The sequence below is a fragment of the Kluyvera sp. CHPC 1.2972 genome (assembly GCF_036759925.1).
Taxonomy (GTDB): Bacteria; Pseudomonadota; Gammaproteobacteria; order Enterobacterales; family Enterobacteriaceae; genus Kluyvera.
In genome coordinates, this window is the sequence record NZ_JAPKIB010000015.1 from 84,042 (window position 1) to 109,430 (window position 25,389).

Below are 25,389 nucleotides of genomic sequence, written 5' to 3' on the forward strand. Positions count from 1 at the left end.
GGAGCCCCTTACGCCGCTTTCGGCTGTTTTTCGTAAAGGAAGTGGAGGATCTGCTGACGCAGGTGGTGATAGCGGCTGTCATCCGCCAGCTGGACACGGTTACGCGGGCGCGGCAAATTCACCTCCAGCACTTCACCCACCGTGGCCGCCGGGCCGTTGGTCATCATCATCACCCGGTCAGAGAGCAGTACCGCTTCGTCAACGTCGTGGGTAATCAGCACGATGGTGGTGTTCAGCGACTGTTGAATTTGCATGACTGAGTCCTGCAGATGGGCACGGGTGAGCGCATCCAGCGCGCCAAACGGTTCGTCCATCAGCAGCACCTTTGGTTTCATTGCCAGCGCTCGCGCGATACCCACGCGCTGCTTCATGCCGCCGGAGATTTCACCCGGACGCTTATGCATGGCGTGGCCCATCTGGACGCGGTCGAGGTTGTGCGCAATCCACTCCCGACGCTCTGCTTTGTTCATGGTCTGGCGAAACACCTGGTCGACCGCCAGCGCCACGTTGTCAAAACAGGTCAGCCACGGCAGCAGCGAATGGTTCTGGAACACCACCGCCCGCTCCGGCCCCGGACCGGCAATTTCACGGTTATCACACAGCAGCCCGCCTTCGGTCGGCAGCGTAATGCCAGCAATCAGATTAAGCAGCGTCGATTTGCCGCAGCCCGAGTGCCCAATCAGACTGACGGTCTCCCCTTCGTGAATATCAAAAGAGACGTTCTGCAAGGCCAGAAATTCGCCGCTGGCGGTATGAAAACGCTGGCTCACGGCCTGGACCTGAATTAATGGTTTCATGATGTGCTCCTATTTCTCTTGCCAGCTAAAACGACGCGCAATCAGCATCAGCCCCTGCTCCAGCAGCAGCCCCACCACGCCGATAATGACGATGGCGATAAGGATGTTTTCGACGTTGAGGTTGTTCCACTCGTTCCAGATCCAAAAACCAATGCCCAGCCCACCGGTCAGCATCTCTGCGGCGACAATCACCAGCCAGGCGATACCAATCGACAGCCGCACCCCGGTGAGCACCGACGGCAGCACCGCCGGGAAGAGGATTTTGCGCATCACCGTCCATTCCGAGAGGTTCAGCACCCGCGCCACGTTGAGATAGTCCTGCGGAATGCGTCGCACCCCTTCAGCGGTGTTAATCACCATCGGCCAGATAGAACAGATGAAAATCGTCCAGCTAGAGGCAGGTTCCGCTTTCTGGAACAGCAGCAGGCCAATTGGCAACCAGGCCAGCGGACTGACCGGACGCAGCAGCGCGATCAGCGGGGTGAACATCCGCGAGGCAAAGGTAAAGCGGCCTATCAGGAACCCGAGCGGAATACCCACCAGCGCCGCGAGGCCAAAGCCCACCGCCACACGCTGTAAAGAGGCCAGCACGTTCCAGCCCACGCCGACGTCGTTAGGGCCATTGTTGTAGAACGGGTCAGAAAAGAGGGTTATCGCCGAGTCGAGGGTACTGAGCGGCGTGGGAAAGCCTTTGCTGTTGACGGCAGCCAGCTGCCAGACCAGCACCAACAGACCCAGCCCCAGCACCGCGGGAATCGTGCGCTCTGCAAGTTCACGAAGATGGCGGCGCAGCGCAGGCGGTCTACGGCGAACCTGTACCGGCGGCATGGCGATCACTTCGCCAGCAGGTGCTGGCGCGTCGATAGGTTTAGTTTTGGTATTCATCTCATGCCCCTATACGTTGAATGGCGAAACTGCGGGCGTATCCAGCCGGGTCAGCCCCGGTCCAGACGGAGCCGTCGATTAACTTACTGCTGCGCAGGGTTTGCGTGGGGACGGCAATACCGCCAACCGCCTGCGCCGCCTCTTTCCAGACATCAATACGGTTAATGCGCTGGGCGACGGCCAGGTAGTCCGGATCGCTTTTCAGCAACCCCCAGCGGCGGAACTGGGTTAAGAACCACATGCCGTCCGAGAGCCACGGGTAGCTCACCTCGCCCTGTTCGAAGAAGCGCATCGGGTGCGCATCCTGCCAGCGGCGGCCGATTCCGTTGTCGTACTCCCCCAGCATTCGCCCGGTGAGGTACTGTTCTTTGGTGTTGAGCCAGCCGCGATGAGAGAGGATTTGCGCGGTTTCGCGTTTGTTATCGTCAGAGGCGTCAATCCAGCGGGCGGCATCCATCAGCGCGGCCACCAGCGCACGGCTAGTGTTTGGGTTTTGCTCCACCCAGTCACGGCGCGCACCGAGCACTTTTTCCGGGTGCTCCGGCCAGATATCCTGACTGGTGGCAGCGGTAAAACCGATGCGATCGTTAATGGCGCGGGCGTTCCACGGCTCGCCGACGCAGAAGCCCACCATGTTGCCGATGCGCATGTTCATCACCATCTGCGGTGGCGGCACCACTACCGTGCGCACATCGTCAAATGGGTTGATCCCGCCACTCGCCAGCCAGTAATAGAGCCACATGGCGTGGGTGCCGGTCGGGAAGGTATGGGCGAAGGTATAGGTGCCCGGCGCACTTTGCCCGACCAGCGCTTTCAGCGTGCTCAGGTTGGTGACGCCCTTTTCCTGCAGATCGCTCGACAGCGTGATCCCCTGACCGTTGCGGTTGAGGGTCATCAGGTTCGCCATCGGCTGCGGTTTCGCCGCCACGCCCAGTTCCAGTCCATACAACAGGCCGTAAAGCACATGCGCGGCGTCCAGTTCGCCGTTGACCAACTTATCGCGCACCGCCGCCCAGCTGGCTTCTTTACTCGGTACCAGCGTAATGCCGTACTTTTTGTCGAAGCCCTTCAGTGAGGCAATCGCCAGCGGCGCACAGTCGGTCAGCGGAATAAAGCCCACCTTAACCGTCTGCAGTTCCGGCTTATCGGAACCTGCCGCCCACACCGCCTGACTCATACCGGGCAGCAGCATTGCGCCGCCCAGTACTGCGCCCGCCTGCAACAGACGTCGCCGTGATAGTGAAACCGTCTCTCCCATACTCGCTCCCGAATGCAAAAAAAAAGCGCCCGGCAATGCTTACGCATTGCAGGACGCCTTTATCCTCGTGGTGTGCAGGCCGCCATTGGCCCACCACCGACTATTTACTTTCTGACTACTCTAATGCAATTCAGATGCCAGCTTTTGCAGCGCGAAATCCGGGGAAAATGTGCGCTCGATCGCTGTTTTTGCACCGGCGAAAGGCATTCATGCCCGTTCATTGTGCAACGGCGATGCCGGTTCGTTTTGCCAGAGCGCCTTCACCGCCAGCAGCGCACGGGCAATTTCCACCATGCGCTGGTTCTTATCCATCGCCATTTTGCGCAGGCAGTGCCAGGCCTGTTCCTCGTTCATCTGTCGATGGGTCATCAGCACGCTTTTGGCTTTATCAATCAACCGACGCTCCTCCAGCGTATCCTTGAGCGAGGCCAACTGGCTGGAGAGCTGCTCCAGCTCCCGCGCCTGCTGGCGCACCAGCGGCAGAAGCTGGCGGTCGAGATGCAACATCAGGTTATCGCTGGCCGGATCGTCACCCGCCGGATCCAGCGCCTGCCGCTCTTCATCATCGAGCAGCAGGTCATCCACCGCCGCCATCAGTTCACCAATCAATGCTTCTTCCAGCCCGCGCATCTGCTCCAGACGCTGGGTTTGCAGCTGGAACCAACGCAGCGCGCTGGCGCCGTCGTCCGCCGGGGGCTGACGAGTACAGGCAAGACGCCGTAATTGTTCAATGGCGATACTTGCCTGACATTCGGTATAAAACAGCATCTTGAGCGGGCTGGTCGCCAGCGATAAAAAGCTGTCAAAACAGGGCTGCTGACCGTCGATACGATCCACCAGGCGTTGGCGCAACTCGCTGCTAAAGCAGCCCAGCGCAAACCCCTGCGCCCCCAGCGCGCGCTCCTGCCCCACCAGCTCTTTGCCCTGCATAAAGCTATACAGCGCCACCAGACTCCCGGCGAGCGTCGGGTCATCGATACTGTCGTTAAGCTGCGGGATGATATTCAGCAGATGGCGGATAGTACGGTTGAACTGGCTGGTTGCCGTTTCCGCCGAGACCTGCAGGCTGGCAACGCTCTCTCTCAGCGACGGTAGCTGTTCCAGCGACCAGACGGCGCGGGCGATGCGCTGGCATAGCCCGCTGGCGGAAGGTAAGTACTGGGGCTGGAGATGGGCCAGCAGTAGGCGAATCTGTTCATCCACCAGCGCAGCGCTGGCGCGACGTTCGGCGGCGTACAATCGCCCCTGCGAACATAACCAGATGTTGGATGCCCCGCGTTCACACTGTAACATATGCACCACGTGGCTTAGCTGGCTGACCAGTTGCCCTTGCTGCGCCAGCTGCCGGAGCTGTGCTTTCTGCACCTGACGCGCGTAACGAAACCACTCGATAGCGCCGGGTGTATCATCTTCACGGTTTATCATGCGCTCTCCCGTTAGAGGATTTTCTTACCATCCTAACGTCTAGCAATAACCGTGCCTTAAAGGAGTTCTGATGCAACGTATCGTCATTATCGCCAACGGTGCTGCCTACGGCAGCGAATCCCTGTTCAATAGCCTGCGTTTAGCCATCGCCCTGCGCGAGCAGCAGGACGATCTGCAGCTACAGCTTTTTCTGATGTCTGATGCCGTGACGGCGGGCCTGCGCGGGCAGAAACCGGCCGAGGGCTACAACATTCAGCAGATGCTGGAAATTCTGACCGCTCAGGGCGTGCCGGTGAAACTGTGTAAGACCTGCACCGACGGGCGCGGCATCACTAGCCTGCCACTGATTGACGGCGTCGAGATTGGCACGCTGGTCGAACTGGCCCAGTGGACGCTGGCGGCCGACAAAGTGCTGACCTTCTGATTGGGCATCGCCAACGCCCTCATCAGCGTAGCCCGCTAAAACCATAGCCATTTAAAGGATATTATTTCACCTCTGCGACATTCCTCACCTCTTTGTCACGACAGCTGAATGGATTCAGGGATATTGTCATTTTTGTTGAAGTGTTACGGCATTTTTTGATCAAAATCAGCATCGGTGAGGTCAGGGTTTGGTGTTATGCGATGAGTGATTTGTGAACAACATCACAGGCAGGATTAACGCGTAGGGAGTGCGTAGACTCATTTGCAGCGGGGTATTTTGGCGATGGTAAAAGCAAGTTTGACGTTATTTGGCGGGGATACGGTAGTGGTGCGTTGTTCAGAACGTTGCCATATTCATTTAATGAGCACGCAGAAGAGCACCAGCAGCAGCGGTTCCGATATTTTAAGCGTGCAGAACGAAGAGAAAGCGTATCTGACCGTGCCTTACAGTGGAACCTGGAATGTGCTGATCGACAGCCACAGCCAGTCTCTTGAGCACTCCATCAGCTACGTTGCCGCCTGATGATTCACCCCGGAAGCACGCACTTCCGGGGTTTTTATTGACTTACTTCCCAGCCACCAGATGCCGCACGTTGCTGATCAGCTCGTTCAGGCCATCGTCCGGCATTCCCAGCTTCTGTAACTCCTGCTCCAGCGAGAAGAGATACTGCGCATTGGTTCCCAATGGTCCACTGGCACGGGCAATCAGTGGCGCAATCAACTGCACACTGGTATCCGACTCATACAGCGGGTGGCGCGGGTCCATAATAAACACCAGCGCGTTGACCGTCCGACCATCATCGAGCGCCAGCTTGCACCAGGTTGGCAGGTAGCAGCCGGTGATCATCTCGCGCTTCCACAGCAGCGACAGCTCGTTTTCAATTTCATCATCTGGCAAGCGGTAGGCCACACCGGTGGTGCGCCCGCCCTCTTTCAGCGCCAGCATACGCCCTGGCTGACAGGCGCTGCCGCGTCCCGCCGTCAGGCGCAAACAGAATGCACGATGCCAGCCCACCAGCGTACCGGTTACCGACTCGCTAAAATTCAGCGCCGGGTTCCACATCAGGGAGCCGTAGCCGAAAATCCATACGGGTCCATTATCTGGCCGACAGGCCAGCGTCGCCGCCAGCGACGCTGCACGTTGTTCAGCAGACCAAAGCAGAGATTCCTCAATGGCGCCAAACGCCGTTGTACAATCCGCCTTCATTAAGAAATCACGCGTTAACACTTTAAACCTCCACCGCCACTTCTCTTCCCTGCTTCACATGCGTTCTTACGGGAACGGATGGCGACCTCCGGAGCTGTCTTTGATGAAATATTATCCAGCTTTATGGTTCAGGATGCAATTTGTCTCCCATTGCGCTCCGCTGTTCAAGCCGGTTTTACCGATAAGTAAAATAGGAAAACCAGCGCATTAATACGCTGTTATTTAAAAAATATTTAGTCAGTATTTTATATTATAGCCATCTATTAGAAAAAATGGCGTTATGGGTAAACTTTAGTAAAAGATCGCAATCCAGGTGGAAAAATTTGTTAATTTACGCAGCTGATTTTTTCTATAATTATAAATACCTGCAGATATGGAGACAAACATGACCCACGTACAAGAGGCGGTGAAAACTCGCCATAAGGAGACGTCGCTCATTTTCCCGCTGGTGGCGCTGGCAATTCTGGCCTTCTGGGGAAGCAGCCAGTCATTGCCAGTGGTTATCGCCATCAATGCCCTGGCGCTAGTGGGTATTCTGAGCAGCGCCTTTAGCGTTGTTCGCCACGCGGACGTACTCGCACACCGTTTAGGCGAGCCCTACGGCTCTCTGATTTTAAGCCTTTCGGTGGTTATTCTTGAGGTGAGCTTAATCTCAGCCCTGATGGCGACGGGCGATGCCGCGCCGACGCTGATGCGCGATACGCTCTACTCCATCATTATGATTGTGACCGGCGGTTTAGTCGGCTTCTCGTTATTGCTCGGTGGCCGCAAGTTTGCCACACAATATATGAACCTGTTTGGTATTAAGCAGTATTTAATTGCCCTATTCCCACTGGCTATTATCGTGCTGGTATTCCCGACCTCACTGCCGGGCGCCAACTTTACCATTGGCCAGTCGCTGCTGGTGGCCCTCATTTCTGCCGCCATGTACGGCGTATTTTTGCTTATTCAAACCAAAACGCACCAGAGCCTGTTTGTCTACGAGCATGAAGATGACAGCGACGACGACGACCCGCACCACGGTAAACCGTCGGCGCACAGCAGCCTGTGGCATGCGGTATGGCTGATTGTTCACCTGATTGCGGTGATTGCCGTCACCAAAATGAACGCCAACCCGCTGGAGACGCTGCTGACCAGCATGAATGCGCCGGTCGCCTTTACCGGCTTCCTGGTGGCGCTGCTGATTCTCTCCCCTGAAGGGCTGGGGGCATTGAAGGCGGTGCTGAACAATCAGGTACAGCGTGCGATGAACCTGTTCTTTGGCTCGGTGCTGGCGACTATCTCACTGACCGTGCCGGTGGTGACGCTGATTGCCTATATGACCGGGAATGAGCTGATGTTTGGTCTTGGCGTGCCGGAGATGATTGTGATGGTCGCCTCGCTGGTGCTGTGCCACATTTCGTTCTCAACCGGGCGTACCAACGTGCTGAACGGCGCGGCGCATCTGGCGCTGTTTGCAGCGTATCTGATGACGATTTTTGCCTGAGTGCCTTTCCCCCGGCGGCGCTTCGCTTGGCCGGGCTACAGGCCATTTACCATCAGGCAACCGTAACAAAAAAGCCGACCCTGAGGTCGGCTTTTTTATTCATCAGCCAAACTTATTTGCTGGTATCCAGCTCGTCGAAGCCTTTCACCAGGTCATCGATAGCTTTCATTTGCTTCAGGAATGGTTCCAGCTTGTCCAGCGGCAGCGCGGACGGGCCGTCGCAGCGTGCGTTTTCCGGATCCGGATGCGCTTCAATGAACAGGCCAGCAATACCTACTGCCATACCCGCGCGCGCCAGCTCGGTAACCTGAGCACGACGACCACCGCTTGCTGCGCCAAACGGGTCGCGGCACTGCAGGGAATGGGTCACGTCGAAGATAACCGGGGAGTTGTTGGACGCTTTTTTCATCACACCAAAGCCCAGCATATCCACAACCAGGTTGTCGTAACCGAAGTTAGAGCCACGGTCGCACAGGATAATCTTGTCGTTACCGCCTTCAATAAACTTGTCGACGATGTTACCCATCTGGCCAGGGCTCACGAACTGTGGTTTCTTAACGTTGATGACCGCGCCGGTTTTCGCCATCGCTTCCACCAGATCGGTCTGGCGAGCGAGGAACGCAGGCAGTTGGATCACGTCAACCACGTCAGCAACCGGCTGCGCCTGGCTTGCTTCGTGAACGTCAGTGATGATTTTCACGCCGAAGGTCTGCTTCAGCTCCTGGAAAATCTTCATCCCCTCTTCCAGGCCTGGACCACGGTAAGAGTGAATGGATGAACGGTTGGCTTTATCAAATGAAGCTTTAAATACGTAAGGGATGCCCAGCTTCTGAGTCACGGTCACGTAGTGTTCGCAGATACGCATCGCCAGATCACGAGACTCCAGCACGTTCATGCCGCCGAAGAGAACAAACGGCAGGTCGTTTGCTACCTTGATATCACCAATGCTAACCACTTTTTCTTTCATAAGATCGCCTTGTTAGGGAATTTTGCGCGATTATAACCGCGTTTGCCGCTAATTAGTGAAGAGTAATTTGCTTATGCGAGATGGTATTAATCTGCGCGCGGATCATTTCGCTAATCGGGTCTTCCGGACATTGCTCAACGAAATAATTCAAATCATTCAGCGCGATATGCTCACATTCAAGCTGTGCATAGATGAGCCCGCGATCGCGAATTTCGTACGGGTCTTCCGGATTAAACTGCAGCAGCGTCTGGCTGGCGCCCAGCGCCAGTTCCATCTGCCGCTCTTCCATCAGCGCCGACTTCAGCGTATCGAGCAGTTTGCGGATCACTTCCGCATTATCCGCTTCATCGAGGTCTTCATTGAACAGCTCAGCCATCGGACCGATGTTGCCTTTCAGCCAGACTTCCAGCGTGTGCTCATCCAACGTGTCGCCGTTAAACGGGTTAATCAGCCACATCTCGGCATCGTCAACGTCAGCGCGCAACAACAGCTGGGTTGGGAAGATAACGGGCACGACCGGAATATCGAGGCTATCGGCAATCCACAGCATGATAGCCCCCAGCGCCACCGCGCTGCCGCGACGGTTTTTCAGTACCTGATCCAGCCACAGCGCGTCGGACAGACGGTATTTGCCGGAGGAATCGCTGAAATTCCACTCATGATAGAAGAGCTCGATCAGGCGCTCCATCTGGCGCATCAGCGTCCAGGATGGGCTAATCTCTTCACGCGCGAGCGCCACCAGGCACTCGAGCTGTTCACGCACCACCTGCGACGGGAAATCATCACGAATGAATTCGGAAATCAGGATCATACCGTCGCAGAGCGGCGCTTTATTAAATTCAAAATCAGCCAGTGACTTCATACCCTACCCTAGCAGCGGAACTTTAGTGATGGCGAGTTTAACGATGATGCACAACACCACCAGCGCCAGCAGAAACGCGACAAAACCGCTCTGCTGACTGCGTGGGCGACGACGGCCCAACGCGACAAACCCTAAAATAATGTAAATGATAACGCCAAACAGCTTCTCAGTCAGCCACGTCCCTTCTTCGGTAAACGGGAAATAGCGCGTCATCACCATCAGCGCCACACCACTGAGCAGCAGAACGCTGTCAACGGTGTGCGGCAGTATGCGCACCCAGCGCGCATCAAACAGTGCACTCTTGTGGTGTTTCCACCAGAAACGTAGTGCGAAAAAGCTCACCGAGACGATAGCCGAGGCGATGTGTAAATAGAGCACCCACAAAAACAGGCTCATGCATGTGCCTCCATGTTCCCGGGCCATTGCGCCAGCGTCAGACGATCGTTATCGCCGTAGTCGCGGCAGGTTTGCGCCTGACAGTATCCGGCGTTGTCGAACAGTGCGCGCACGGCGGCACCCTGTTTCCAGCCATGTTCCAGCAGCATGAAGCCGCCGGGCTCCAGCCACTCGCTGCCTTGGGTGATGATATGTGCAAGGTCAGCCAGACCATGGTCACCGGCCACCAGTGCGGTTTTCGGCTCAAAACGCACGTCACCCTGCGCCAGATGTTCATCCTGCTCGTCGATATACGGCGGGTTGCTGACTATCATCGCAAAACGCTGCGCGTCCAGCGCGCTGAACCAGTCGCTTTGCATAATGGTGATATTGGTGATACTCAGGTGCTCGGCGTTACGTTGGGCAAGCGCGACGGCGTCGGCGATATAATCCACGGCGGTGAACTGGCAGTCCGGACGCTCGCTCGCCAGCGCCAGCGCAACCGCGCCAGTACCGGTGCCGAGATCCAGAATATGACAAGGCGTGGACGGCAGACGTGCCAGCGCCTGTTCGACCAGACACTCAGTGTCCGGGCGCGGAATAAGCGTAGCAGGAGAGACAAACAGCGGCAGCGACCAGAATTCGCGCGTTCCCACCAGATGGGCCACCGGCTCGCCGTTCACGCGGCGCGCCAGCAGCAGCGCCAACGTCTCAGCCTGCGCCGCGTCCAGTTCGGTTTCATCAAACGCGAGGATATAGGTACGCGCTTTTCCGGTCACATGCCCCAGCAGGATTTCCGCGTCACGGCGAGGGCTTTCACCACCCTGTAGCGCCGTCACGGCCTGCTGCAGCCATTGTCGATAGGTCATCATTCCTGCTCGGAGAGCGCCGCCAACTGGTCGGCCTGGTATTCCTGAACGATAGGTTCGATCAGCATATCCAGCTTGCCTTCCATGGTTTCATCCAGACGGTAGAGCGTCAGGTTAATACGGTGGTCGGTCACGCGGCCCTGCGGGAAGTTATAGGTACGGTTACGGTCGCTGCGGTCGCCGCTGCCCAGCAGGTTACGACGCTCAGAGGCTTCCGCCTGCTGACGACGGGCAATTTCCGCCGCGCGGATACGCGAACCCAGCACCGACATCGCTTTGGCTTTGTTTTTATGCTGAGAACGTTCGTCCTGACACTCCACCACGATACCGGTTGGCAAGTGGGTAATACGGATAGCGGAGTCGGTGGTGTTAACGTGCTGACCGCCCGCGCCCGAGGAGCGGAAGGTATCAATACGCAGGTCCGCCGGGTTGATATCCGGTAATTCGGCTTCCGGTACCTCTGGCAGCACGGCTACGGTACAGGCGGAGGTGTGGATACGCCCCTGGGATTCGGTGGCCGGCACGCGCTGCACGCGGTGACCGCCAGACTCAAATTTCAGACGGCCATAAACGCCTTCGCCGCTGATTTTGGCAATCACTTCTTTAAAGCCACCATGCTCGCCTTCGTTGGCGCTCATGATCTCCACGCGCCAGCGGCGTGATTCGGCGTAGCGGCTGTACATGCGGAACAGATCGCCAGCAAACAGCGCCGCTTCGTCACCGCCGGTACCGGCGCGCACTTCGAGGAAGGCATTACGTTCATCGTCCGGATCGCGAGGCAGCAGAAGCACCTGCAGCTGTTGCTCCAGTTCTTCTTCTTTGGCTTTGGCTTCCTGCAGCTCTTCCTGCGCCATTTCGCGCATTTCCGGGTCGTCGAGCATCATCTGGGCGGTTTCAATATCGTCCTGAACCTGACGCCAGTCGGTATAGCAGCGGGCTACGTCGCCCAGCTGTGCGTATTCGCGGGACAGCGCGCGGAAACGGTCCTGATCGGCAATAGTTGCTGCGTCTCCGAGCAGCGCCTGAACTTCTTCATGGCGCTCGTAGAGAGCTTCCAGTTTAGCAACAATAGAAGGCTTCATTGGCGTAAATGCACCTTGTTATAAATAGAGTTGTGCTACTCCAGCCCGAGGCTGTTGCGCAGAATATGCAGGCGTTCATCATCCCCGTCACGGGCGGCCTGCTGAAGAGATTTGGTTGGCGCGTGGATCAGGCGGTTGGTTAATTTCCGCGCCAGATCCTGCATGATGACCTGCGGGTCGCCGCCCTGTTCAAGAGCCGCGATCGCTTTAGCGGTGAGCTCTTCACGCGCCGTTTCAGCCTGGGAACGATAATCACGGATGATTTCGCTGGCGCTTTGCGCGCGGAGCCAGGCCATAAACTCACTGGTTTCCTGCTCAACGATGGTTTCAGCCTGAACCGCGGCGGCTTTGCGCTGCGCGAGGTTATTCTGAATGATGTTTTGCAGGTCATCGACGCTGTAGAGATAGGCGTTGGCGAGTTTCCCCACCTCCGGCTCAACGTCGCGCGGTACGGCAATATCCACCAGCAGCATCGGCTGGTTACGACGCGCTTTCAGCGCGCGCTCCACCATCCCTTTACCAATAATCGGCAGCGGGCTGGCGGTAGAACTGATAATGATATCGGCCTCTTTCAGCCGCTCATCCACGTCGCTCAACGCGATCACTTCGGCCCCGACCTCATCGGCCAGCACCTGTGCACGTTCGCGAGTACGGTTGGCAATCACCATTTTTTTCACATGATGCTCGCGCAGATGGCGCGCCACCAGTTCGATGGTTTCACCGGCGCCGACCAGCAGCACCGTCACCGAAGAGAGTGATTCGAAAATCTGCCGCGCCAGGGTACAGGCCGCAAACGCCACCGACACCGCGCTGGCGCCGATATCCGTTTCCGTGCGTACACGCTTGGCAACAGAGAAGGATTTCTGGAACATGCGTTCCAGCTCGCTGACGTGCAGATGGCCGCGGCTGGAGTCAGCAAACGCTTTTTTAACCTGCCCTAAGATTTGCGGCTCGCCCAGCACCAGCGAGTCCAGCCCGCTGGCAACGCGCATCAGATGACTGACGGCGTCATTATCCTGGTGCCAATAAAGGCTCTGGCGTAGCTCTTCTTCATTCAGGCCGTGGTAATCGCACAGCCAGCGGATAATCGCTTCATGCTGATTATCCTGCTCCTCTACGCTGAGGTAGAGCTCGGTGCGGTTACAGGTCGACAGTACCACGCCTCCTTGCACCATTGGCTGAGCCAGCAGGCTCTCCAGCGCCTGGTCGAGCGTATCTGGCGAAAACGTTACACGTTCTCGCAGCGCTACCGGGGCTGTTTTGTGATTAATGCCAAGAGCTAAAAGGGTCATTGTGCGGGAGTAGTACCAGCGTTGATAAGGTTAGTCTGAGCGCATCATACAGGATGCGCGAGATCAATAAAAGGGACGCCCCCCTTTTGGAGTAATAGGCAGGCCAGGTTAATTTTATGATTTAAGACAACTTGAGCGTAGACGCTGCCCGCAGGCGACGCTAGCATTAAGCGTTATCACTGCAACGCACTTCAAGGATTGTCATGTCTGATTTCCGCCTGATTCGCCTGCTGCCGCTGGCAGCCCTGGTCCTTACCGCTTGTACCACCACTGCGCCAACCGGCCCGGGTAAAAGCCCAACCGCCCCGCAGTGGAAGCAGCACCAGCAGGACGTTCTTCACTTAAGCCAGTATCAGACCCGCGGTGCGTTTGCGTATCTGTCTGACCAGCAAAAGGTTTATGCCCGCTTCTTCTGGCAGCAAACCGGCCAGGACAACTATCGCCTGCTGCTGACCAACCCGCTTGGCAGCACCGAGCTTGAGCTGATTGGCAAACCGGGTTCCGCCCAGTTGACCGATAACAAAGGCCAGCACTATACCGCCGCTGACGGTGAAGAGATGATTGGCAAGCTGACCGGGATGCCGATTCCGCTCAACAGCCTGCGTCAGTGGATCCTCGGCCTGCCGGGCGACGCCACCGACTATAAACTTGACGACCAATATCGTCTGAGTGAACTCAACTACACCCAGAACGGCAAAACCTGGAAAGTGGTGTACGGTGGTTACGACAACAAAACCCAGCCAGCGCTGCCGTCCAACATGGAGCTGACCGAAGGCTCCCAGCGCATCAAGCTGAAGATGGATAACTGGATCGTTAAATGATGACCCGTTGGCCCTCTCCGGCAAAGTTGAACCTATTTTTATACATCACCGGGCAGCGCGCTGACGGCTATCACACGCTGCAGACGCTGTTTCAGTTTCTCGACTACGGCGACACGCTGACCATTGTGCCGCGCCAGGATGGGCAACTGCGACTGCTCACCCCCGTGGACGGCGTGCCGAACGAAGAGAACCTGATTATTCGCGCCGCGCGCCTGCTGATGAAAACTGCCGCCGACAGCCAGCGGCTGGCGGACGGCTGCGGCGCAGACATCAGCATTGAGAAACGCTTGCCGATGGGCGGTGGACTGGGCGGCGGCTCCTCTAACGCGGCGACCGTGCTGGTCGCGCTTAACCATCTGTGGCAATGCGGGCTCTCGGAAGATGAGCTGGCGACCATTGGATTGACGCTCGGTGCCGATGTGCCGGTGTTCGTTCGTGGTCATGCGGCGTTTGCTGAAGGGGTTGGCGAGGTGCTAACGCCGGTAGAGGTTGCGGAAAAATGGTACCTGGTGGCCCACCCGGGCGTCAGCATTCCGACCCCGGTTATCTTCCGCGATCCGGAGCTGCCACGAAACACCCCTGTCAGGTCAATAGAAACGTTATTAAATTGTGAATTCGGCAATGATTGCGAGGTTATCGCAAGAAAACGTTTTCGCGAGGTTGATGATGTGCTTTCCTGGCTGTTAGAATACGCGCCGTCGCGCCTGACTGGAACAGGAGCCTGTGTCTTTGCTGAATTCGACACGGAACTCGCTGCCCGCCAGGTGCTTGAGCAAGCCCCGGAATGGTTGCAAGGCTTTGTGGCGAAAGGTGTAAACCTCTCTCCATTGAAGCAAGCCCTGCTCTGAATCATTCGGTTTCCGTCAGTCATGCTGACGAAAGAAGAATGGTGATGAGTGACCCTGCCGGGCAAACTGAGCTCTGGTGACAACGTCACCCTGTTCCAGACGTTGCATCGCGCTCTTTAATACACCGCCTGGATGAAATCGCGCCTGGCCCGCACAGTTTTTGGCCCGTTTCATCCACCACTGGACGCATGCCTGAGGTTCTTCTCGTGCCTGATATGAAGCTTTTTGCTGGTAACGCCACCCCGGAACTAGCACAACGTATTGCCAACCGCCTGTACACTTCTCTCGGCGACGCCGCTGTAGGTCGCTTTAGCGACGGCGAAGTCAGCGTACAAATTAACGAAAACGTACGCGGTGGTGATATTTTCATCATCCAGTCCACTTGTGCCCCAACTAACGACAACCTGATGGAATTAGTCGTTATGGTAGATGCCCTGCGCCGTGCTTCCGCAGGCCGTATCACCGCCGTTATCCCTTACTTCGGTTATGCTCGCCAGGACCGTCGCGTTCGTTCTGCTCGTGTACCTATCACCGCTAAAGTTGTCGCTGACTTCCTGTCAAGCGTTGGCGTTGACCGCGTACTGACCGTAGACCTGCACGCTGAACAGATCCAGGGCTTCTTCGATGTTCCGGTTGATAACGTATTTGGTAGCCCAATCCTGCTCGAAGATATGCTGCAGCTGAACCTGGATAACCCAATCGTGGTTTCCCCAGACATCGGTGGCGTAGTCCGCGCTCGTGCTATTGCTAAACTGCTGAACGATACCGACATGGCTATCATTGACAAACGTCGCCCACGTGCGAACGTTTCCCAGGTTATGCACATCATCGGTGACGTTGCCGGTCGTGACTGCGTACTGGTTGATGACATGATCGATACCGGTGGCACGCTGTGCAAAGCAGCTGAAGCGCTGAAAGAACGTGGTGCAAAACGCGTATTTGCTTACGCAACCCACCCGATCTTCTCCGGCAATGCGGTGAACAATCTGCGTAACTCCGTCATCGACGAAGTGGTTGTCTGCGATACCATCCCATTAAGTGATGAGATCAAAGCGCTGCCAAACGTTCGTACCCTGACCCTGTCCGGGATGCTGGCCGAAGCGATTCGTCGTATCAGCAACGAAGAATCCATCTCTGCCATGTTCGAACACTAATCGGATTTGGTAAAAAAACCCGCTGCGGCGGGTTTTTTTGTCTGTGTAGTTAATTTGTATGATTTATGCCAACTTCAGCTATCATTCATATGGTAGATGATGCGCTCATGGATGAAACACGACTGTGAATAAATTACTCTCCCCTCACGTTATGCCTTTCCGCGCGCTGATTGACGCCTGCTGGAAAGAGAAATATACCTCCGCGCGGTTTATGCGCGACCTGATTGCCGGTATCACCGTCGGGATTATCGCGATTCCGCTGGCGATGGCGCTGGCAATTGGCAGCGGCGTGGCACCGCAGTACGGCCTGTACACCTCCGCTGTCGCGGGGATTGTTATCGCCCTGACCGGTGGCTCGCGCTTTAGCGTCTCCGGGCCGACGGCAGCCTTCGTGGTTATTCTCTACCCTGTCTCACAGCAGTTTGGCCTGGCGGGCCTACTGGTGGCGACCCTGATGTCTGGGATATTCCTGATCCTCTTTGGCCTGGCCCGCTTTGGCCGCCTGATCGAATATATTCCACTATCGGTGACGCTGGGCTTCACCTCGGGGATTGGTATTACCATCGGGACCATGCAGATTAAAGACTTCCTTGGTCTGCAGATGACACACGTTCCGGAACACTATTTACAGAAGGTGGGCGCGCTGGTGATGGCGCTGCCGACCATTAACGTTGGCGATGCGGCCATTGGCATCGTCACCCTCGGCACACTGATCCTCTGGCCTCGCCTCGGCCTGCGTCTGCCGGGCCACCTGCCCGCGCTGATTGCCGGCTGCGTGGTGATGCTGATTGTGAACCTGCTCGGCGGCCACGTCGCCACCATCGGTTCCCAGTTCCACTACATCCTGGCTGACGGCTCTCAGGGCAACGGTATCCCGCAACTGCTGCCGCAGTTTGTGCTGCCATGGGACATGCCGGGCTCAACCTTTACCTTAAGCTGGGCCTCCATTCATGCTCTGCTGCCAGCGGCGTTTTCTATGGCGATGCTGGGGGCGATTGAATCCCTGCTGTGCGCGGTGGTACTCGACGGCATGACCGGCACCAAGCACAAAGCGAACAGCGAGCTGGTCGGTCAGGGCCTCGGTAATATCATCGCGCCATTCTTTGGCGGCATTACCGCCACCGCGGCCATTGCGCGCTCGGCGGCGAACGTTCGTGCGGGCGCTACCTCACCGGTTTCAGCGGTGATCCACGCCATTCTGGTGATTCTGGCGCTGCTGATTCTGGCTCCGGTGCTCTCCTGGCTTCCGCTGTCGGCGATGGCCGCCCTGCTGCTGATGGTAGCGTGGAACATGAGCGAAGCGCACAAGGTGGTGTACCTGCTGCGCAAAGCGCCGAAAGACGACATTATCGTGATGCTGATCTGCATGTCGCTGACCGTGCTGTTTGATATGGTTATCGCCATCAGCGTTGGGATAGTGTTGGCCTCGCTGCTGTTTATGCGCCGCATTGCGCGCATGACGCGTCTTTCCGCTGTAAACGTCACCGTTCCGGATGATGTGCTGGTGCTGCGCGTGATTGGCCCGCTGTTCTTTGCCGCCGCCGAAGGTCTGTTTAGCGACCTTGAGACGCGTATTGAGGGCAAACGTATCGTGGTGCTGAAATGGGATGCCGTACCGGTGCTGGACGCCGGTGGCCTGGATGCCTTCCAGCGCTTCGTGAAAAAGCTGCCTGAAGGCTGCGAGCTGCGCGTCTCTAACCTGGAGTTCCAGCCGCTTCGCACCATGGCGCGCGCGGGTATTCAGCCGATTCCGGGTCGCCTTACCTTCTTCCCAAACAAGGATGCTGCACTAGCAGACATCATCTAACCGTCTCCCGGCGGCGCTTCGCTTGGCCGGGCTACAAATGATAGGCAAAAAAAATGGCTCCCGAGGGAGCCATTTTTATCGCAACGTGAATGCTTACGCTTTCAGCAGTTGCTCTGCGGTGTCTTTCACGCTTGCCAGCAGAACTTTAACGTCTTCCAGGCAAACCGTTGGGTTCAACAGCGTCAGCTTCAGGCAGGTTACGCCATCAGCTTCGGTCACGCCCACGTTAGCGCTACCGGAAGCCAGCAGAACGTCACCGATACGTTGGTTCAGCAGGGCCACAAACGCGCTGTCGTGGTTTTCCGGACGGAAACGGAACAGCACGCTTGCCAGCTGCGGTTCCATGACCAGTTCCAGATGCGGCTGGGTTTTCACAAACTCAGCAACATCGCGCGCCAGCGTAACGCCGTTATCAATGATTTCGGCATACTGCTTTTTGCCCAGCGCTTCAAGGCCCATCCACAGCTTCAGCGCATCGAAACGACGCGTGGTCTGCAGAGACTTGGACACCAGGTTTGGCACGCCGTGCTCTTCGTCGAAATCAGAGTTCAGGTACGCCGCCTGATAACGCATCAGTTCATAATGACGCGCATCTTTCAGCAGGAACGCCCCGCAGCTGATGGTCTGGAAGAACTGCTTGTGGAAGTCCAGAGTGACGGAGTCAGCCTGCTCAAGTCCATTAAGGAAATGACGATACTTCTCAGACAGCAGTAACGCCCCGCCCCATGCTGCATCGACGTGAACCCAGATCTGCTCTGCGGCGGCCAGCGCGGTAATTTCCGTTAACGGGTCAATCGCGCCCGCATCGGTGGTACCCGCGGTAGCCACAATCGCCATCACCTGTTCGCCGTTGGCTTTCGCCTGCGCCAGCTTCTCTTTCAGGTCGTTGATGTCCATGCGAGAGAAAGCATCAGTTTTCACCAGCGTGACGGACTGATAGCCATGGCCCATCAGCGCCATGTTTTTCTGCACAGAGAAGTGCGCGTTCTCAGAACAGAACACTTTCATCTTGCGCAGGTCGCCGGTAATACCGTCTTGCTGTACAGAGTGCCCCTGACGCGCATAGAACGCATCACGCGCCAGCATCAGGCCCATCAGATTGCTCTGGGTGCCGCCGCTGGTGAACACGCCTGCATCGCCTGCCGGGAAGCCAACCTGGTCACGCAGCCATTCGATCAGTTTGATCTCAATAATGGTGGCGGACGGGCTCTGATCCCAGGAGTCCATGCTCTGGTTGGTGGCGTTAATCAGCACTTCCGCCGCCTGGCTAATGACCAGACTTGGGCAGTGCAGGTGCGCCACGCACTGTGCATGGTGAACGGACAGACTGTCTTTCAGAAAGTATTCAACCGCACGCTCAATGGCGGCCTGGTTGCCCAGGCCTTGAGACGTAAAGTTCAGGTTGATACGTTCACGCAGCTGTTCAACGGTTTTGCCCTGATACATCTCAGGCTGTTTTAACCATTCAACGACCGCTTTTGTACTCTGCTCGATAGCGTCCTGATAGGCAGCAATACTCTGCGCCGAGCCGGACAGAATCGGGTTTACGTCAGACATTCGATCCTACTCCGTTTAAACCGGCTTCACGCCAGCGGCATTCAGGGCGTTTTCAAATTTATCGAGGAAGATTTCCAGCTCATCGTTGGTGATCAGCAGGGATGGCAGCAGGCGCAGTACGCAACCGTTACGACCACCACGTTCCAGGATCAGACCCGCCTGGAAGCATTTCTTCTGCAGCAGCGCAGACAGCTCGCCGTCGGCCGGGAAGCAGCCCATGTGATCCGGCGCTTCGTTAGGCTTAACGATTTCCAGACCGATCATCAGACCCAGACCGCGAACGTGACCGATAACCGGGTAACGTTTCTGCAGCTCAGCCAGTTTGCCTTTCAGCCACTCGCCCTGGGCGGCAACTTTATCGGCAATCTTGTCGTCTTTGAGGATTTTCAGCGTGGTCAGGCCGGTCGCCATCGCCAGCTGGTTGCCGCGGAAGGTACCGGTGTGGTGGCCTGGTGCCCATGCGTCAAACTGCTTTTTAATACCCAGAACCGCCAGTGGCAGACCGCCACCAACCGCTTTAGACATCACGATGATGTCTGGCTCGATACCAGCGTGTTCGAAGGCGAACAGTTTACCGGTACGTGCGAAACCAGCCTGAACCTCATCGAGGATCAGCATGATGCCGTGTTCCTGAGTCACTTTACGGATGCGCTGCAGCCACTCGACCGGAGCCGGGTTCACGCCGCCTTCACCCTGAACGGCTTCAAGAATTACCGCTGCAGGTTTACGCACGCCGCTTTCAACGTCGTTGATCAGGTTTTCGAAGTAGTAGGTCAGCGCTTTCACGCCCGCTTCGCCACCGATACCCAGCGGGCAGCGGTACTCGTGCGGATATGGCATGAACTGCACTTCCGGCATCATGTTGCTGACGGCTTCTTTCGGTGACAGGTTACCGGTCACGGACAGCGCGCCGTGAGTCATACCGTGGTAACCGCCGGAGAAGCTGATGACGCCAGAACGACCGGTCGCTTTTTTCGCCAGTTTGATAGCCGCTTCTACAGCATCCGCGCCGGATGGGCCGGTGAACTGCAGGCAATATTCTTTACCCTCGCCCGGTAACAGGGAGAGTAAATAAGATGAAAATTCATCTTTTAATGGGGTCGTGAGATCAAGCGTATGTAACGGTAAGCCACTCGTGATGACACTTTGAATGCTTTGAAGTACATCAGGATGATTATGACCAAGTGCCAGGGTGCCGGCACCCGCCAGACAGTCAAGGTATTGATTATTTTCAACATCAGTGATCCAGACGCCTTGTGCCTTGGCGATAGCCAGCGGCAGCTTACGTGGATAGCTTCTGACGTTAGATTCAAACTCAGCTTGTCTTGCTAAAAAGGTATCATTGCTCTGTGGTAATGAATTAGCACGTAAAGTATCAATACGGACTTTATCCGTCATCATATCACTCCTACAACCAGGTGTAGATTAACGCCTGATTGAATAAATGGTTATAAGGATTACCTGTAAAAAATCGCGGCTAATATATGTTGTTTTAGCTAAGGACTCAATCATTTATTTTACGCGCTTTTTAGATGCCATTTTTCACTTTAAAATCAAAAGGTAACAACATAAAACCTACAACACCTCAATACCAAATTGTTACCATTTATTTTTAAAAGCTTCAGAGAAATACAAAGCTTGCGATGTAATGATAGCCACCCAATTGTTAAGGTTTTATTATTTTTTTACGTGTCTTTACCGTAAATAAGGTTGAGGATTTCGAATAAAACGGGATTTTTCATTTATTTACTGGGAGATAAATAAAAAAGTCGATCCCCAGGATTAAATCACTTACTATGGCGCGCTTATTTGCACCCCTGTAAATATAGACTAATGCGCAGCACCCGGTAGCGTGTGACGGGCAGAACACGTTATCGACAACAGGATTACTCCTGGGTTGTCATCCAGAAATGTTCGCGGGCGGACATTTCGTAAGGAGAAGGAACCTTCCCTTATGCCGAGAATGAAAATTTTCTAGCCATCTATTATGGCGCCCTGATATGAGAGTGTTATGACCCGCATTTACCCACAATTCATCGTTGCCAAGTTTGGCGGCACCAGCGTTGCTGACTTTGATGCGATGAACCGCAGCGCCAGCATTGTGCTTGCCGATCAAAATGTTCGTTTAGTTGTCCTGTCGGCTTCCGCAGGTGTCACCAACCTACTGGTTGAGCTTTCTGAAGGTCTGGAAAGTCATCAGCAGTTAGATAAGCTTGAGACCCTCCGGACCATTCAATACAACATTATCTCCCGTCTGAAGCAGCCTTCTGTCATCAGCAAAGAAATCGATAATCTCCTCGATAATATTAGCCGTCTGGCGCAAACGGCGATGGTTTCGCCGTCTGACGCATTGAGCGATGAGCTAGTGAGTCACGGGGAATTGATGTCCAGCCTGCTGTTTACGGAAGTGATGCGTGAACGCGGCGTTGAAACCAGCTGGTTTGATGCCCGTAGCGTGATTCGCACCGACTCCACGCACGGCTGCGCTGAACCTCAGGTTAGCGCCGTCGCTGAGTTGGCGGAAACGCATTTGCGTCCGCGTATCGAACAAGAAATCATGATTACCCAGGGTTTTATCGGCCGTGACGCTAACGGTCGCACCACCACGCTGGGTCGTGGCGGCAGCGACTACACGGCTTCCCTGCTGGGCGAAGCGCTGCACGCAGGCCGCGTTGATATCTGGACCGATGTCGCCGGTATCTACACCACCGATCCTCGTATCGCGCCAAACGCGAAACGCATCGACAGCATTTCGTTCTCTGAAGCGAGCGATATGGCAGGCTACGGCGCGAAAGTGCTGCATCCGGCGACGCTGCTGCCAGCGATGCGTAAGAACATTCCGGTGTTTGTGGGCTCCAGTAAAGACACGGCCGCAGGCGGTACGCTGGTATGCTGCACAACGGAGAACCCGCCGCGCTATCGTGCGGTTGCGGTACGCCGCAAGCAGACGCTGCTGCGCCTGCACCGTCTCAACGATCAGCCATCTAACCGTTTTTTAGCGCAGATCTTCACGCTACTGGCTCAGCACAACGTGGCAACGGATCTGGTGACGACATCAGAATCGACCATCGCGCTGGCGCTGGACTCGTCAAATGCGACGTCAGGTGACGATCACACGCTGACCACTGCGCTGTTTACGGCCCTCTCCTCCCACTGCCGTGTGGAAGTAGAAACCGGGTTGGCGCTGGTCACGTTAGTAGGTAATCAACTGACCAAAGAGCTGGGCGTGTGTAACGACGTCTTCTCTCGTCTGGAAGAACATGCGGTGCGGATGATCTGTCACGGCGCGTCTCATAACAACCTTTGCTTCCTGCTGCCAGGCGATGCGGCCGACAGCGCCGTCAAGGCGTTGCACCATCGACTGTTCGAGTAAATTCGACCGTCCTGAAAGCACAAAGTCCCGGCTTTCGGCCAGGACTTTGGAAGTTGTCTGTATGGCTCCCACGGGAGCCATTGTCATATTTAGCTGTGACGGTGAGAGGTATTATCGTTGCGGCGACAGCGTTTGTCGTAGTGGCGTACCCACCAGTATCTGTCGCTCACCTGCTCGTGCCCACCGACACGCGCGCCAACCAGCCAGAGAAGTGCGCCTACAAAGATGCTTAACACCGCACCATGTGCAAAAAACTGAGGTAGGTTAAGCTGCGGCATCTGGTTTAAAATAGAATAACCAACGCCGCCGATCATGACGACCAGACCTAACCCCATGAGCACATTACCGAGTAACGAAGCGTTTTTGCGTTTCATAGTGTCACCTCCGTAGATTGGCTTTGGGTTTAGGGATATATCCCTATTCCTAGTGTGTAAAGTATAGACAACACCGCCAGGGATAAGTGCGCTGGTGATCACAAATAAGAACATCTCATCAACAAATCTTTACATTTAAGTGACTGAAATACTTTTCAATCAGCATTATTCCGGTTGTGAACTATTCAAGTTTTGCCGCTCAGGGCGCTTATTTTTGTCAAGCGGGCCCTCTCGACGTAAACTAGCCGCCGGAAAGATTGCCCACTCAGGAATAACAACGTGACGATTAAACTGATTGTCGGCCTGGCAAACCCCGGCGCAGAGTACGCGGGAACGCGTCATAACGCGGGTGCCTGGTACGTCGATTTGCTGGCAGAGCGTTTTCGCGCGCCGCTGCGTGAAGAGAGTAAGTTTTTTGGCTACACCTCCCGTATTAATTTAGCCGGAGAAGATGTTCGCCTACTGGTGCCGACCACCTTTATGAACCTCAGCGGTAAAGCCGTTGCGGCGCTGGCAACCTTCTATCGCATTAATCCAGATGAAATTCTGGTGGCGCATGACGAGCTGGATCTCCCGCCGGGCGTGGCGAAGTTCAAGCTGGGCGGCGGCCACGGTGGTCACAACGGTCTGAAGGACATCATCAGTAAACTGGGTAATAACCCTAATTTTCACCGCTTACGCATCGGAATTGGTCATCCGGGCGATAAAAGCAAAGTTGTTGGCTTTGTATTAGGTAAGCCGCAGGCGGCCGAACAGAAGCTGATTGACGATGCCGTAGACGAAGCGGCGCGCTGTACCGAGATCTGGCTGAAAGACGGGCTGACTAAAGCGACTAACCGCCTGCACGCCTTTAAAGCACAATAAGTATTCACCAGTACGCTAAAGTATTCAGGTTGCCGCCATCGCAGCAGGATGAAGTACGGTTTTTTTCCTGTATGACGTGTATAATAGGCGGAGTTATTAACTTTTCTACAATCTGTTTTCTATAACAGGTTGAATATCAAAAGATTAAGGTGATTTAAACATGGGATTCAAATGCGGTATCGTTGGTTTGCCAAACGTAGGCAAATCCACCCTGTTCAACGCGCTCACCAAAGCGGGTATTGAAGCGGCGAACTTCCCGTTCTGTACTATCGAGCCGAACACAGGCGTTGTTCCGATGCCCGATCCGCGTCTGGACCAGCTGGCGGAAATCGTTAAACCTCAGCGCATCCTGCCAACTACCATGGAATTCGTTGATATCGCGGGGCTGGTAAAAGGCGCTTCCAAAGGTGAAGGCCTGGGTAACCAGTTCCTGACCAACATCCGCGAAACCGAAGCTATCGGTCACGTTGTGCGTTGCTTCGAGAACGACAATATCATCCACGTGAACAATAAAGTGGACCCGGCTGACGATATCGACGTTATCAACACCGAGCTTGCGCTGTCTGACCTCGACACCTGCGAACGTGCCCTGCACCGCGTGCAGAAAAAAGCCAAAGGCGGCGACAAAGACGCTAAAGCTGAGCAGGCTGCGCTGGAAAAATGTCTGCCACAGCTGGAAAACGCGGGCATGCTGCGCGCGCTGAAAACGCTGACCGAAGAAGACAAAGCGGCCATCAAATACCTGAGCTTCCTGACCCTGAAGCCAACCATGTATATCGCTAACGTCAACGAAGACGGTTTTGAAAACAACCCGTACCTCGACAAAGTGCGCGAAATTGCAGCGGCTGAAGGTTCTGTTGTGGTTGCCGTATGTGCCGCCGTTGAAGCCGATATCGCTGAACTCGACGACGCTGACCGTGAAGAATTCATGGCTGAAATGGGCCTGGAAGAGCCTGGTCTGAACCGCGTTATCCGCGCCGGTTACGAACTGCTGAACCTGCAGACCTACTTCACCGCGGGCGTAAAAGAAGTTCGCGCATGGACCATCCCTGTTGGTGCAACTGCGCCGCAGGCTGCGGGTAAAATCCACACCGATTTCGAAAAAGGCTTTATCCGCGCACAAACCATCGCGTTTGAAGACTTCATCACCTACAAAGGTGAGCAAGGCGCGAAAGAAGCGGGCAAGATGCGTGCAGAAGGGAAAGATTACATCGTTAAAGATGGCGATGTGATGAACTTCTTGTTCAACGTCTAAATACGCTTTCTCGTCTCATGAGGTTTCGCTAAATCTCAATAAGACGAAAAAACCGTTGAAAACCACGCGCTTGCGTGGTTTTTTTATTGTCAATGAATCTCATTACATCCTATGTAAACCCAATCAAAAAGGAGTACATAAGTGAGTACAATGTCAGTATAGAAAACATACAGGAGTCAATATACTCACTGACACCCGCAGCCGTACAGCCAAGCCCAAAGAAAAGCGCTATCGGTTTAAGCTAGATGGCAAATCCAGCATGTTTGCTATCGGCGGGTATCCAGCCGTCAAACTTGTCGAAGCCCGCGAAAAGTGCGAACAGGCACGCAGGTTAGGTTCTGAAGGAGTAAACCCTGAATCGCCACGGGTTTAACAGACACCTCAGAGTCATTTAAGATGGCTTAAAGA

Annotated in this window: 24 protein-coding genes and 1 pseudogene; 11 read left to right on the forward strand and 14 right to left on the reverse strand. The window is 55.5% G+C overall.

Annotation, left to right across the window (positions count from 1 at the left end; all coding sequences use genetic code 11):
• Nucleotides 1-8: 8 nt before the first annotated feature.
• The 4 genes from V6944_RS19100 to nasR form a co-directional block, all read right to left on the reverse strand.
• Complete coding sequence (locus V6944_RS19100) at nucleotides 9-797, reverse strand: ABC transporter ATP-binding protein (RefSeq protein WP_185669716.1); 789 nt, start codon at nucleotides 795-797, stop codon at nucleotides 9-11.
• Nucleotides 798-806: 9 nt separating this feature from the next.
• Complete coding sequence (ntrB, locus tag V6944_RS19105) at nucleotides 807-1,682, reverse strand: nitrate ABC transporter permease (RefSeq protein WP_185669715.1); 876 nt, start codon at nucleotides 1,680-1,682, stop codon at nucleotides 807-809.
• Nucleotide 1,683: 1 nt separating this feature from the next.
• Nucleotides 1,684-2,940: a CmpA/NrtA family ABC transporter substrate-binding protein gene (locus V6944_RS19110; RefSeq protein ID WP_333500101.1), complete on the reverse strand. Its 1,257-nt coding sequence runs from the start codon at nucleotides 2,938-2,940 to the stop codon at nucleotides 1,684-1,686.
• A 207-nt stretch (nucleotides 2,941-3,147) separates the two neighbouring features.
• Nucleotides 3,148-4,365 carry a nitrate regulatory protein NasR gene (gene nasR, locus V6944_RS19115; protein WP_333500102.1) on the reverse strand — a complete coding sequence of 406 codons (1,218 nt, stop codon included), beginning with the start codon at nucleotides 4,363-4,365 and terminating at the stop codon, nucleotides 3,148-3,150.
• Between the two features lie 70 nt (nucleotides 4,366-4,435).
• On the opposite strand from nasR, the gene V6944_RS19120 reads away from it, so the two are divergent.
• Both V6944_RS19120 and V6944_RS19125 read left to right on the forward strand, forming a co-directional pair.
• Nucleotides 4,436-4,789 carry a DsrE/DsrF/TusD sulfur relay family protein gene (locus V6944_RS19120; RefSeq protein ID WP_185669712.1) on the forward strand — a complete coding sequence of 118 codons (354 nt, stop codon included), beginning with the start codon at nucleotides 4,436-4,438 and terminating at the stop codon, nucleotides 4,787-4,789.
• A 276-nt stretch (nucleotides 4,790-5,065) separates the two neighbouring features.
• Nucleotides 5,066-5,311 carry a DUF1883 domain-containing protein gene (locus tag V6944_RS19125; protein ID WP_185669711.1) on the forward strand — a complete coding sequence of 82 codons (246 nt, stop codon included), beginning with the start codon at nucleotides 5,066-5,068 and terminating at the stop codon, nucleotides 5,309-5,311.
• A 42-nt stretch (nucleotides 5,312-5,353) separates the two neighbouring features.
• Here the strand turns inward: V6944_RS19125 and V6944_RS19130 are convergent, their stop codons facing one another.
• A complete protein-coding gene (locus tag V6944_RS19130) occupies nucleotides 5,354-6,016 on the reverse strand; it encodes a gamma-glutamylcyclotransferase (protein ID WP_333500103.1) in 663 nt (220 codons plus the stop codon).
• A gap of 364 nt (nucleotides 6,017-6,380) precedes the next feature.
• Between V6944_RS19130 and chaA the strand changes: the two genes are divergently transcribed.
• Complete coding sequence (chaA, locus tag V6944_RS19135; RefSeq protein ID WP_333500104.1) at nucleotides 6,381-7,481, forward strand: sodium-potassium/proton antiporter ChaA; 1,101 nt, start codon at nucleotides 6,381-6,383, stop codon at nucleotides 7,479-7,481.
• 112 nt (nucleotides 7,482-7,593) lie between these two features.
• Here chaA and kdsA read toward each other — a convergent pair whose 3' ends face one another.
• The 6 genes from kdsA to hemA are packed head-to-tail and all read right to left on the reverse strand — an operon-like array spanning nucleotide 7,594 to nucleotide 12,928.
• The gene (kdsA, locus tag V6944_RS19140) at nucleotides 7,594-8,448 is read right to left on the reverse strand and encodes a 3-deoxy-8-phosphooctulonate synthase (protein ID WP_333494845.1); all 855 of its coding nucleotides are present in this window, start codon (nucleotides 8,446-8,448) and stop codon (nucleotides 7,594-7,596) included.
• A 52-nt stretch (nucleotides 8,449-8,500) separates the two neighbouring features.
• Complete coding sequence (sirB1, locus tag V6944_RS19145; protein ID WP_333500105.1) at nucleotides 8,501-9,310, reverse strand: invasion regulator SirB1; 810 nt, start codon at nucleotides 9,308-9,310, stop codon at nucleotides 8,501-8,503.
• A gap of 3 nt (nucleotides 9,311-9,313) precedes the next feature.
• Nucleotides 9,314-9,706: an invasion regulator SirB2 gene (gene sirB2, locus V6944_RS19150; RefSeq protein WP_185669707.1), complete on the reverse strand. Its 393-nt coding sequence runs from the start codon at nucleotides 9,704-9,706 to the stop codon at nucleotides 9,314-9,316.
• On the reverse strand, nucleotides 9,703-10,554 hold the full coding sequence (gene prmC / locus V6944_RS19155; protein ID WP_333500106.1) for a peptide chain release factor N(5)-glutamine methyltransferase: 852 nt from the start codon (nucleotides 10,552-10,554) through the stop codon (nucleotides 9,703-9,705). Before prmC ends, sirB2 begins: the two co-directional genes overlap by 4 nt.
• Nucleotides 10,554-11,636 carry a peptide chain release factor 1 gene (gene prfA, locus V6944_RS19160; RefSeq protein WP_185669706.1) on the reverse strand — a complete coding sequence of 361 codons (1,083 nt, stop codon included), beginning with the start codon at nucleotides 11,634-11,636 and terminating at the stop codon, nucleotides 10,554-10,556. The genes prmC and prfA overlap by 1 nt, the downstream gene beginning before the upstream one ends.
• 35 nt (nucleotides 11,637-11,671) lie before the next feature.
• Nucleotides 11,672-12,928: a glutamyl-tRNA reductase gene (gene hemA, locus V6944_RS19165; protein ID WP_123652483.1), complete on the reverse strand. Its 1,257-nt coding sequence runs from the start codon at nucleotides 12,926-12,928 to the stop codon at nucleotides 11,672-11,674.
• Between the two features lie 197 nt (nucleotides 12,929-13,125).
• On the opposite strand from hemA, the gene lolB reads away from it, so the two are divergent.
• From lolB to dauA, 4 genes are all read left to right on the forward strand, one after another.
• Nucleotides 13,126-13,749, forward strand: coding sequence for a lipoprotein insertase outer membrane protein LolB (gene lolB / locus V6944_RS19170; protein WP_333495002.1), 624 nt, complete (start codon nucleotides 13,126-13,128; stop codon nucleotides 13,747-13,749).
• On the forward strand, nucleotides 13,749-14,597 hold the full coding sequence (ispE, locus tag V6944_RS19175) for a 4-(cytidine 5'-diphospho)-2-C-methyl-D-erythritol kinase (RefSeq protein WP_333500112.1): 849 nt from the start codon (nucleotides 13,749-13,751) through the stop codon (nucleotides 14,595-14,597). The genes lolB and ispE overlap by 1 nt, the downstream gene beginning before the upstream one ends.
• Nucleotides 14,598-14,803: 206 nt before the next feature.
• Complete coding sequence (gene prs, locus V6944_RS19180) at nucleotides 14,804-15,751, forward strand: ribose-phosphate diphosphokinase (RefSeq protein ID WP_003856663.1); 948 nt, start codon at nucleotides 14,804-14,806, stop codon at nucleotides 15,749-15,751.
• Between the two features lie 124 nt (nucleotides 15,752-15,875).
• Nucleotides 15,876-17,558, forward strand: a complete 1,683-nt coding sequence (gene dauA, locus V6944_RS19185; protein WP_333500107.1) for a C4-dicarboxylic acid transporter DauA — start codon at nucleotides 15,876-15,878, stop codon at nucleotides 17,556-17,558.
• Between the two features lie 93 nt (nucleotides 17,559-17,651).
• Here dauA and V6944_RS19190 read toward each other — a convergent pair whose 3' ends face one another.
• Nucleotides 17,652-19,115, reverse strand: coding sequence for a pyridoxal phosphate-dependent decarboxylase family protein (locus V6944_RS19190; RefSeq protein WP_333500108.1), 1,464 nt, complete (start codon nucleotides 19,113-19,115; stop codon nucleotides 17,652-17,654).
• A gap of 15 nt (nucleotides 19,116-19,130) precedes the next feature.
• Complete coding sequence (locus tag V6944_RS19195; protein WP_072011324.1) at nucleotides 19,131-20,516, reverse strand: diaminobutyrate--2-oxoglutarate transaminase; 1,386 nt, start codon at nucleotides 20,514-20,516, stop codon at nucleotides 19,131-19,133.
• A gap of 610 nt (nucleotides 20,517-21,126) precedes the next feature.
• Here V6944_RS19195 and lysC point away from each other — a divergent pair.
• Nucleotides 21,127-22,488, forward strand: a complete 1,362-nt coding sequence (gene lysC, locus V6944_RS19200) for a lysine-sensitive aspartokinase 3 (protein WP_333500109.1) — start codon at nucleotides 21,127-21,129, stop codon at nucleotides 22,486-22,488.
• Nucleotides 22,489-22,577: 89 nt separating this feature from the next.
• Here lysC and ychH read toward each other — a convergent pair whose 3' ends face one another.
• Nucleotides 22,578-22,862: a stress-induced protein YchH gene (ychH, locus tag V6944_RS19205; RefSeq protein ID WP_185669702.1), complete on the reverse strand. Its 285-nt coding sequence runs from the start codon at nucleotides 22,860-22,862 to the stop codon at nucleotides 22,578-22,580.
• 279 nt (nucleotides 22,863-23,141) lie between these two features.
• Here ychH and pth point away from each other — a divergent pair, with 279 nt between their 5' ends.
• The 3 genes and pseudogenes from pth to V6944_RS19220 form a co-directional block, all read left to right on the forward strand.
• Nucleotides 23,142-23,726, forward strand: coding sequence for an aminoacyl-tRNA hydrolase (gene pth / locus V6944_RS19210; protein WP_106926653.1), 585 nt, complete (start codon nucleotides 23,142-23,144; stop codon nucleotides 23,724-23,726).
• A 160-nt stretch (nucleotides 23,727-23,886) separates the two neighbouring features.
• Nucleotides 23,887-24,981, forward strand: a complete 1,095-nt coding sequence (gene ychF, locus V6944_RS19215; RefSeq protein WP_035891582.1) for a redox-regulated ATPase YchF — start codon at nucleotides 23,887-23,889, stop codon at nucleotides 24,979-24,981.
• A 181-nt stretch (nucleotides 24,982-25,162) separates the two neighbouring features.
• Nucleotides 25,163-25,348, forward strand: a pseudogene (locus V6944_RS19220) (Arm DNA-binding domain-containing protein); the annotation flags it as partial.
• Nucleotides 25,349-25,389: the final 41 nt, after the last annotated feature.

What these genes read in the sequence shown, in the direction of transcription:
- chaA (WP_333500104.1), top strand. Translation starts at nt 6,381, where the DNA reads ATGACCCACGTACAAGAGGCGGTGAAAACTCGCCATAAGGAGACGTCG.
- hemA (WP_123652483.1), bottom strand. Translation starts at nt 12,928, where the DNA reads ATGACCCTTTTAGCTCTTGGCATTAATCACAAAACAGCCCCGGTAGCG.
- sirB2 (WP_185669707.1), bottom strand. Translation starts at nt 9,706, where the DNA reads ATGAGCCTGTTTTTGTGGGTGCTCTATTTACACATCGCCTCGGCTATC.
- nasR (WP_333500102.1), bottom strand. Translation starts at nt 4,365, where the DNA reads ATGATAAACCGTGAAGATGATACACCCGGCGCTATCGAGTGGTTTCGT.
- prfA (WP_185669706.1), bottom strand. Translation starts at nt 11,636, where the DNA reads ATGAAGCCTTCTATTGTTGCTAAACTGGAAGCTCTCTACGAGCGCCAT.
- V6944_RS19110 (WP_333500101.1), bottom strand. Translation starts at nt 2,940, where the DNA reads ATGGGAGAGACGGTTTCACTATCACGGCGACGTCTGTTGCAGGCGGGC.
- V6944_RS19195 (WP_072011324.1), bottom strand. Translation starts at nt 20,516, where the DNA reads ATGATGACGGATAAAGTCCGTATTGATACTTTACGTGCTAATTCATTA.
- ispE (WP_333500112.1), top strand. Translation starts at nt 13,749, where the DNA reads ATGACCCGTTGGCCCTCTCCGGCAAAGTTGAACCTATTTTTATACATC.
- V6944_RS19100 (WP_185669716.1), bottom strand. Translation starts at nt 797, where the DNA reads ATGAAACCATTAATTCAGGTCCAGGCCGTGAGCCAGCGTTTTCATACC.
- V6944_RS19190 (WP_333500108.1), bottom strand. Translation starts at nt 19,115, where the DNA reads ATGTCTGACGTAAACCCGATTCTGTCCGGCTCGGCGCAGAGTATTGCT.
- prmC (WP_333500106.1), bottom strand. Translation starts at nt 10,554, where the DNA reads ATGACCTATCGACAATGGCTGCAGCAGGCCGTGACGGCGCTACAGGGT.
- V6944_RS19120 (WP_185669712.1), top strand. Translation starts at nt 4,436, where the DNA reads ATGCAACGTATCGTCATTATCGCCAACGGTGCTGCCTACGGCAGCGAA.
- lysC (WP_333500109.1), top strand. Translation starts at nt 21,127, where the DNA reads ATGACCCGCATTTACCCACAATTCATCGTTGCCAAGTTTGGCGGCACC.
- ychF (WP_035891582.1), top strand. Translation starts at nt 23,887, where the DNA reads ATGGGATTCAAATGCGGTATCGTTGGTTTGCCAAACGTAGGCAAATCC.
- ychH (WP_185669702.1), bottom strand. Translation starts at nt 22,862, where the DNA reads ATGAAACGCAAAAACGCTTCGTTACTCGGTAATGTGCTCATGGGGTTA.
- sirB1 (WP_333500105.1), bottom strand. Translation starts at nt 9,310, where the DNA reads ATGAAGTCACTGGCTGATTTTGAATTTAATAAAGCGCCGCTCTGCGAC.
- ntrB (WP_185669715.1), bottom strand. Translation starts at nt 1,682, where the DNA reads ATGAATACCAAAACTAAACCTATCGACGCGCCAGCACCTGCTGGCGAA.
- kdsA (WP_333494845.1), bottom strand. Translation starts at nt 8,448, where the DNA reads ATGAAAGAAAAAGTGGTTAGCATTGGTGATATCAAGGTAGCAAACGAC.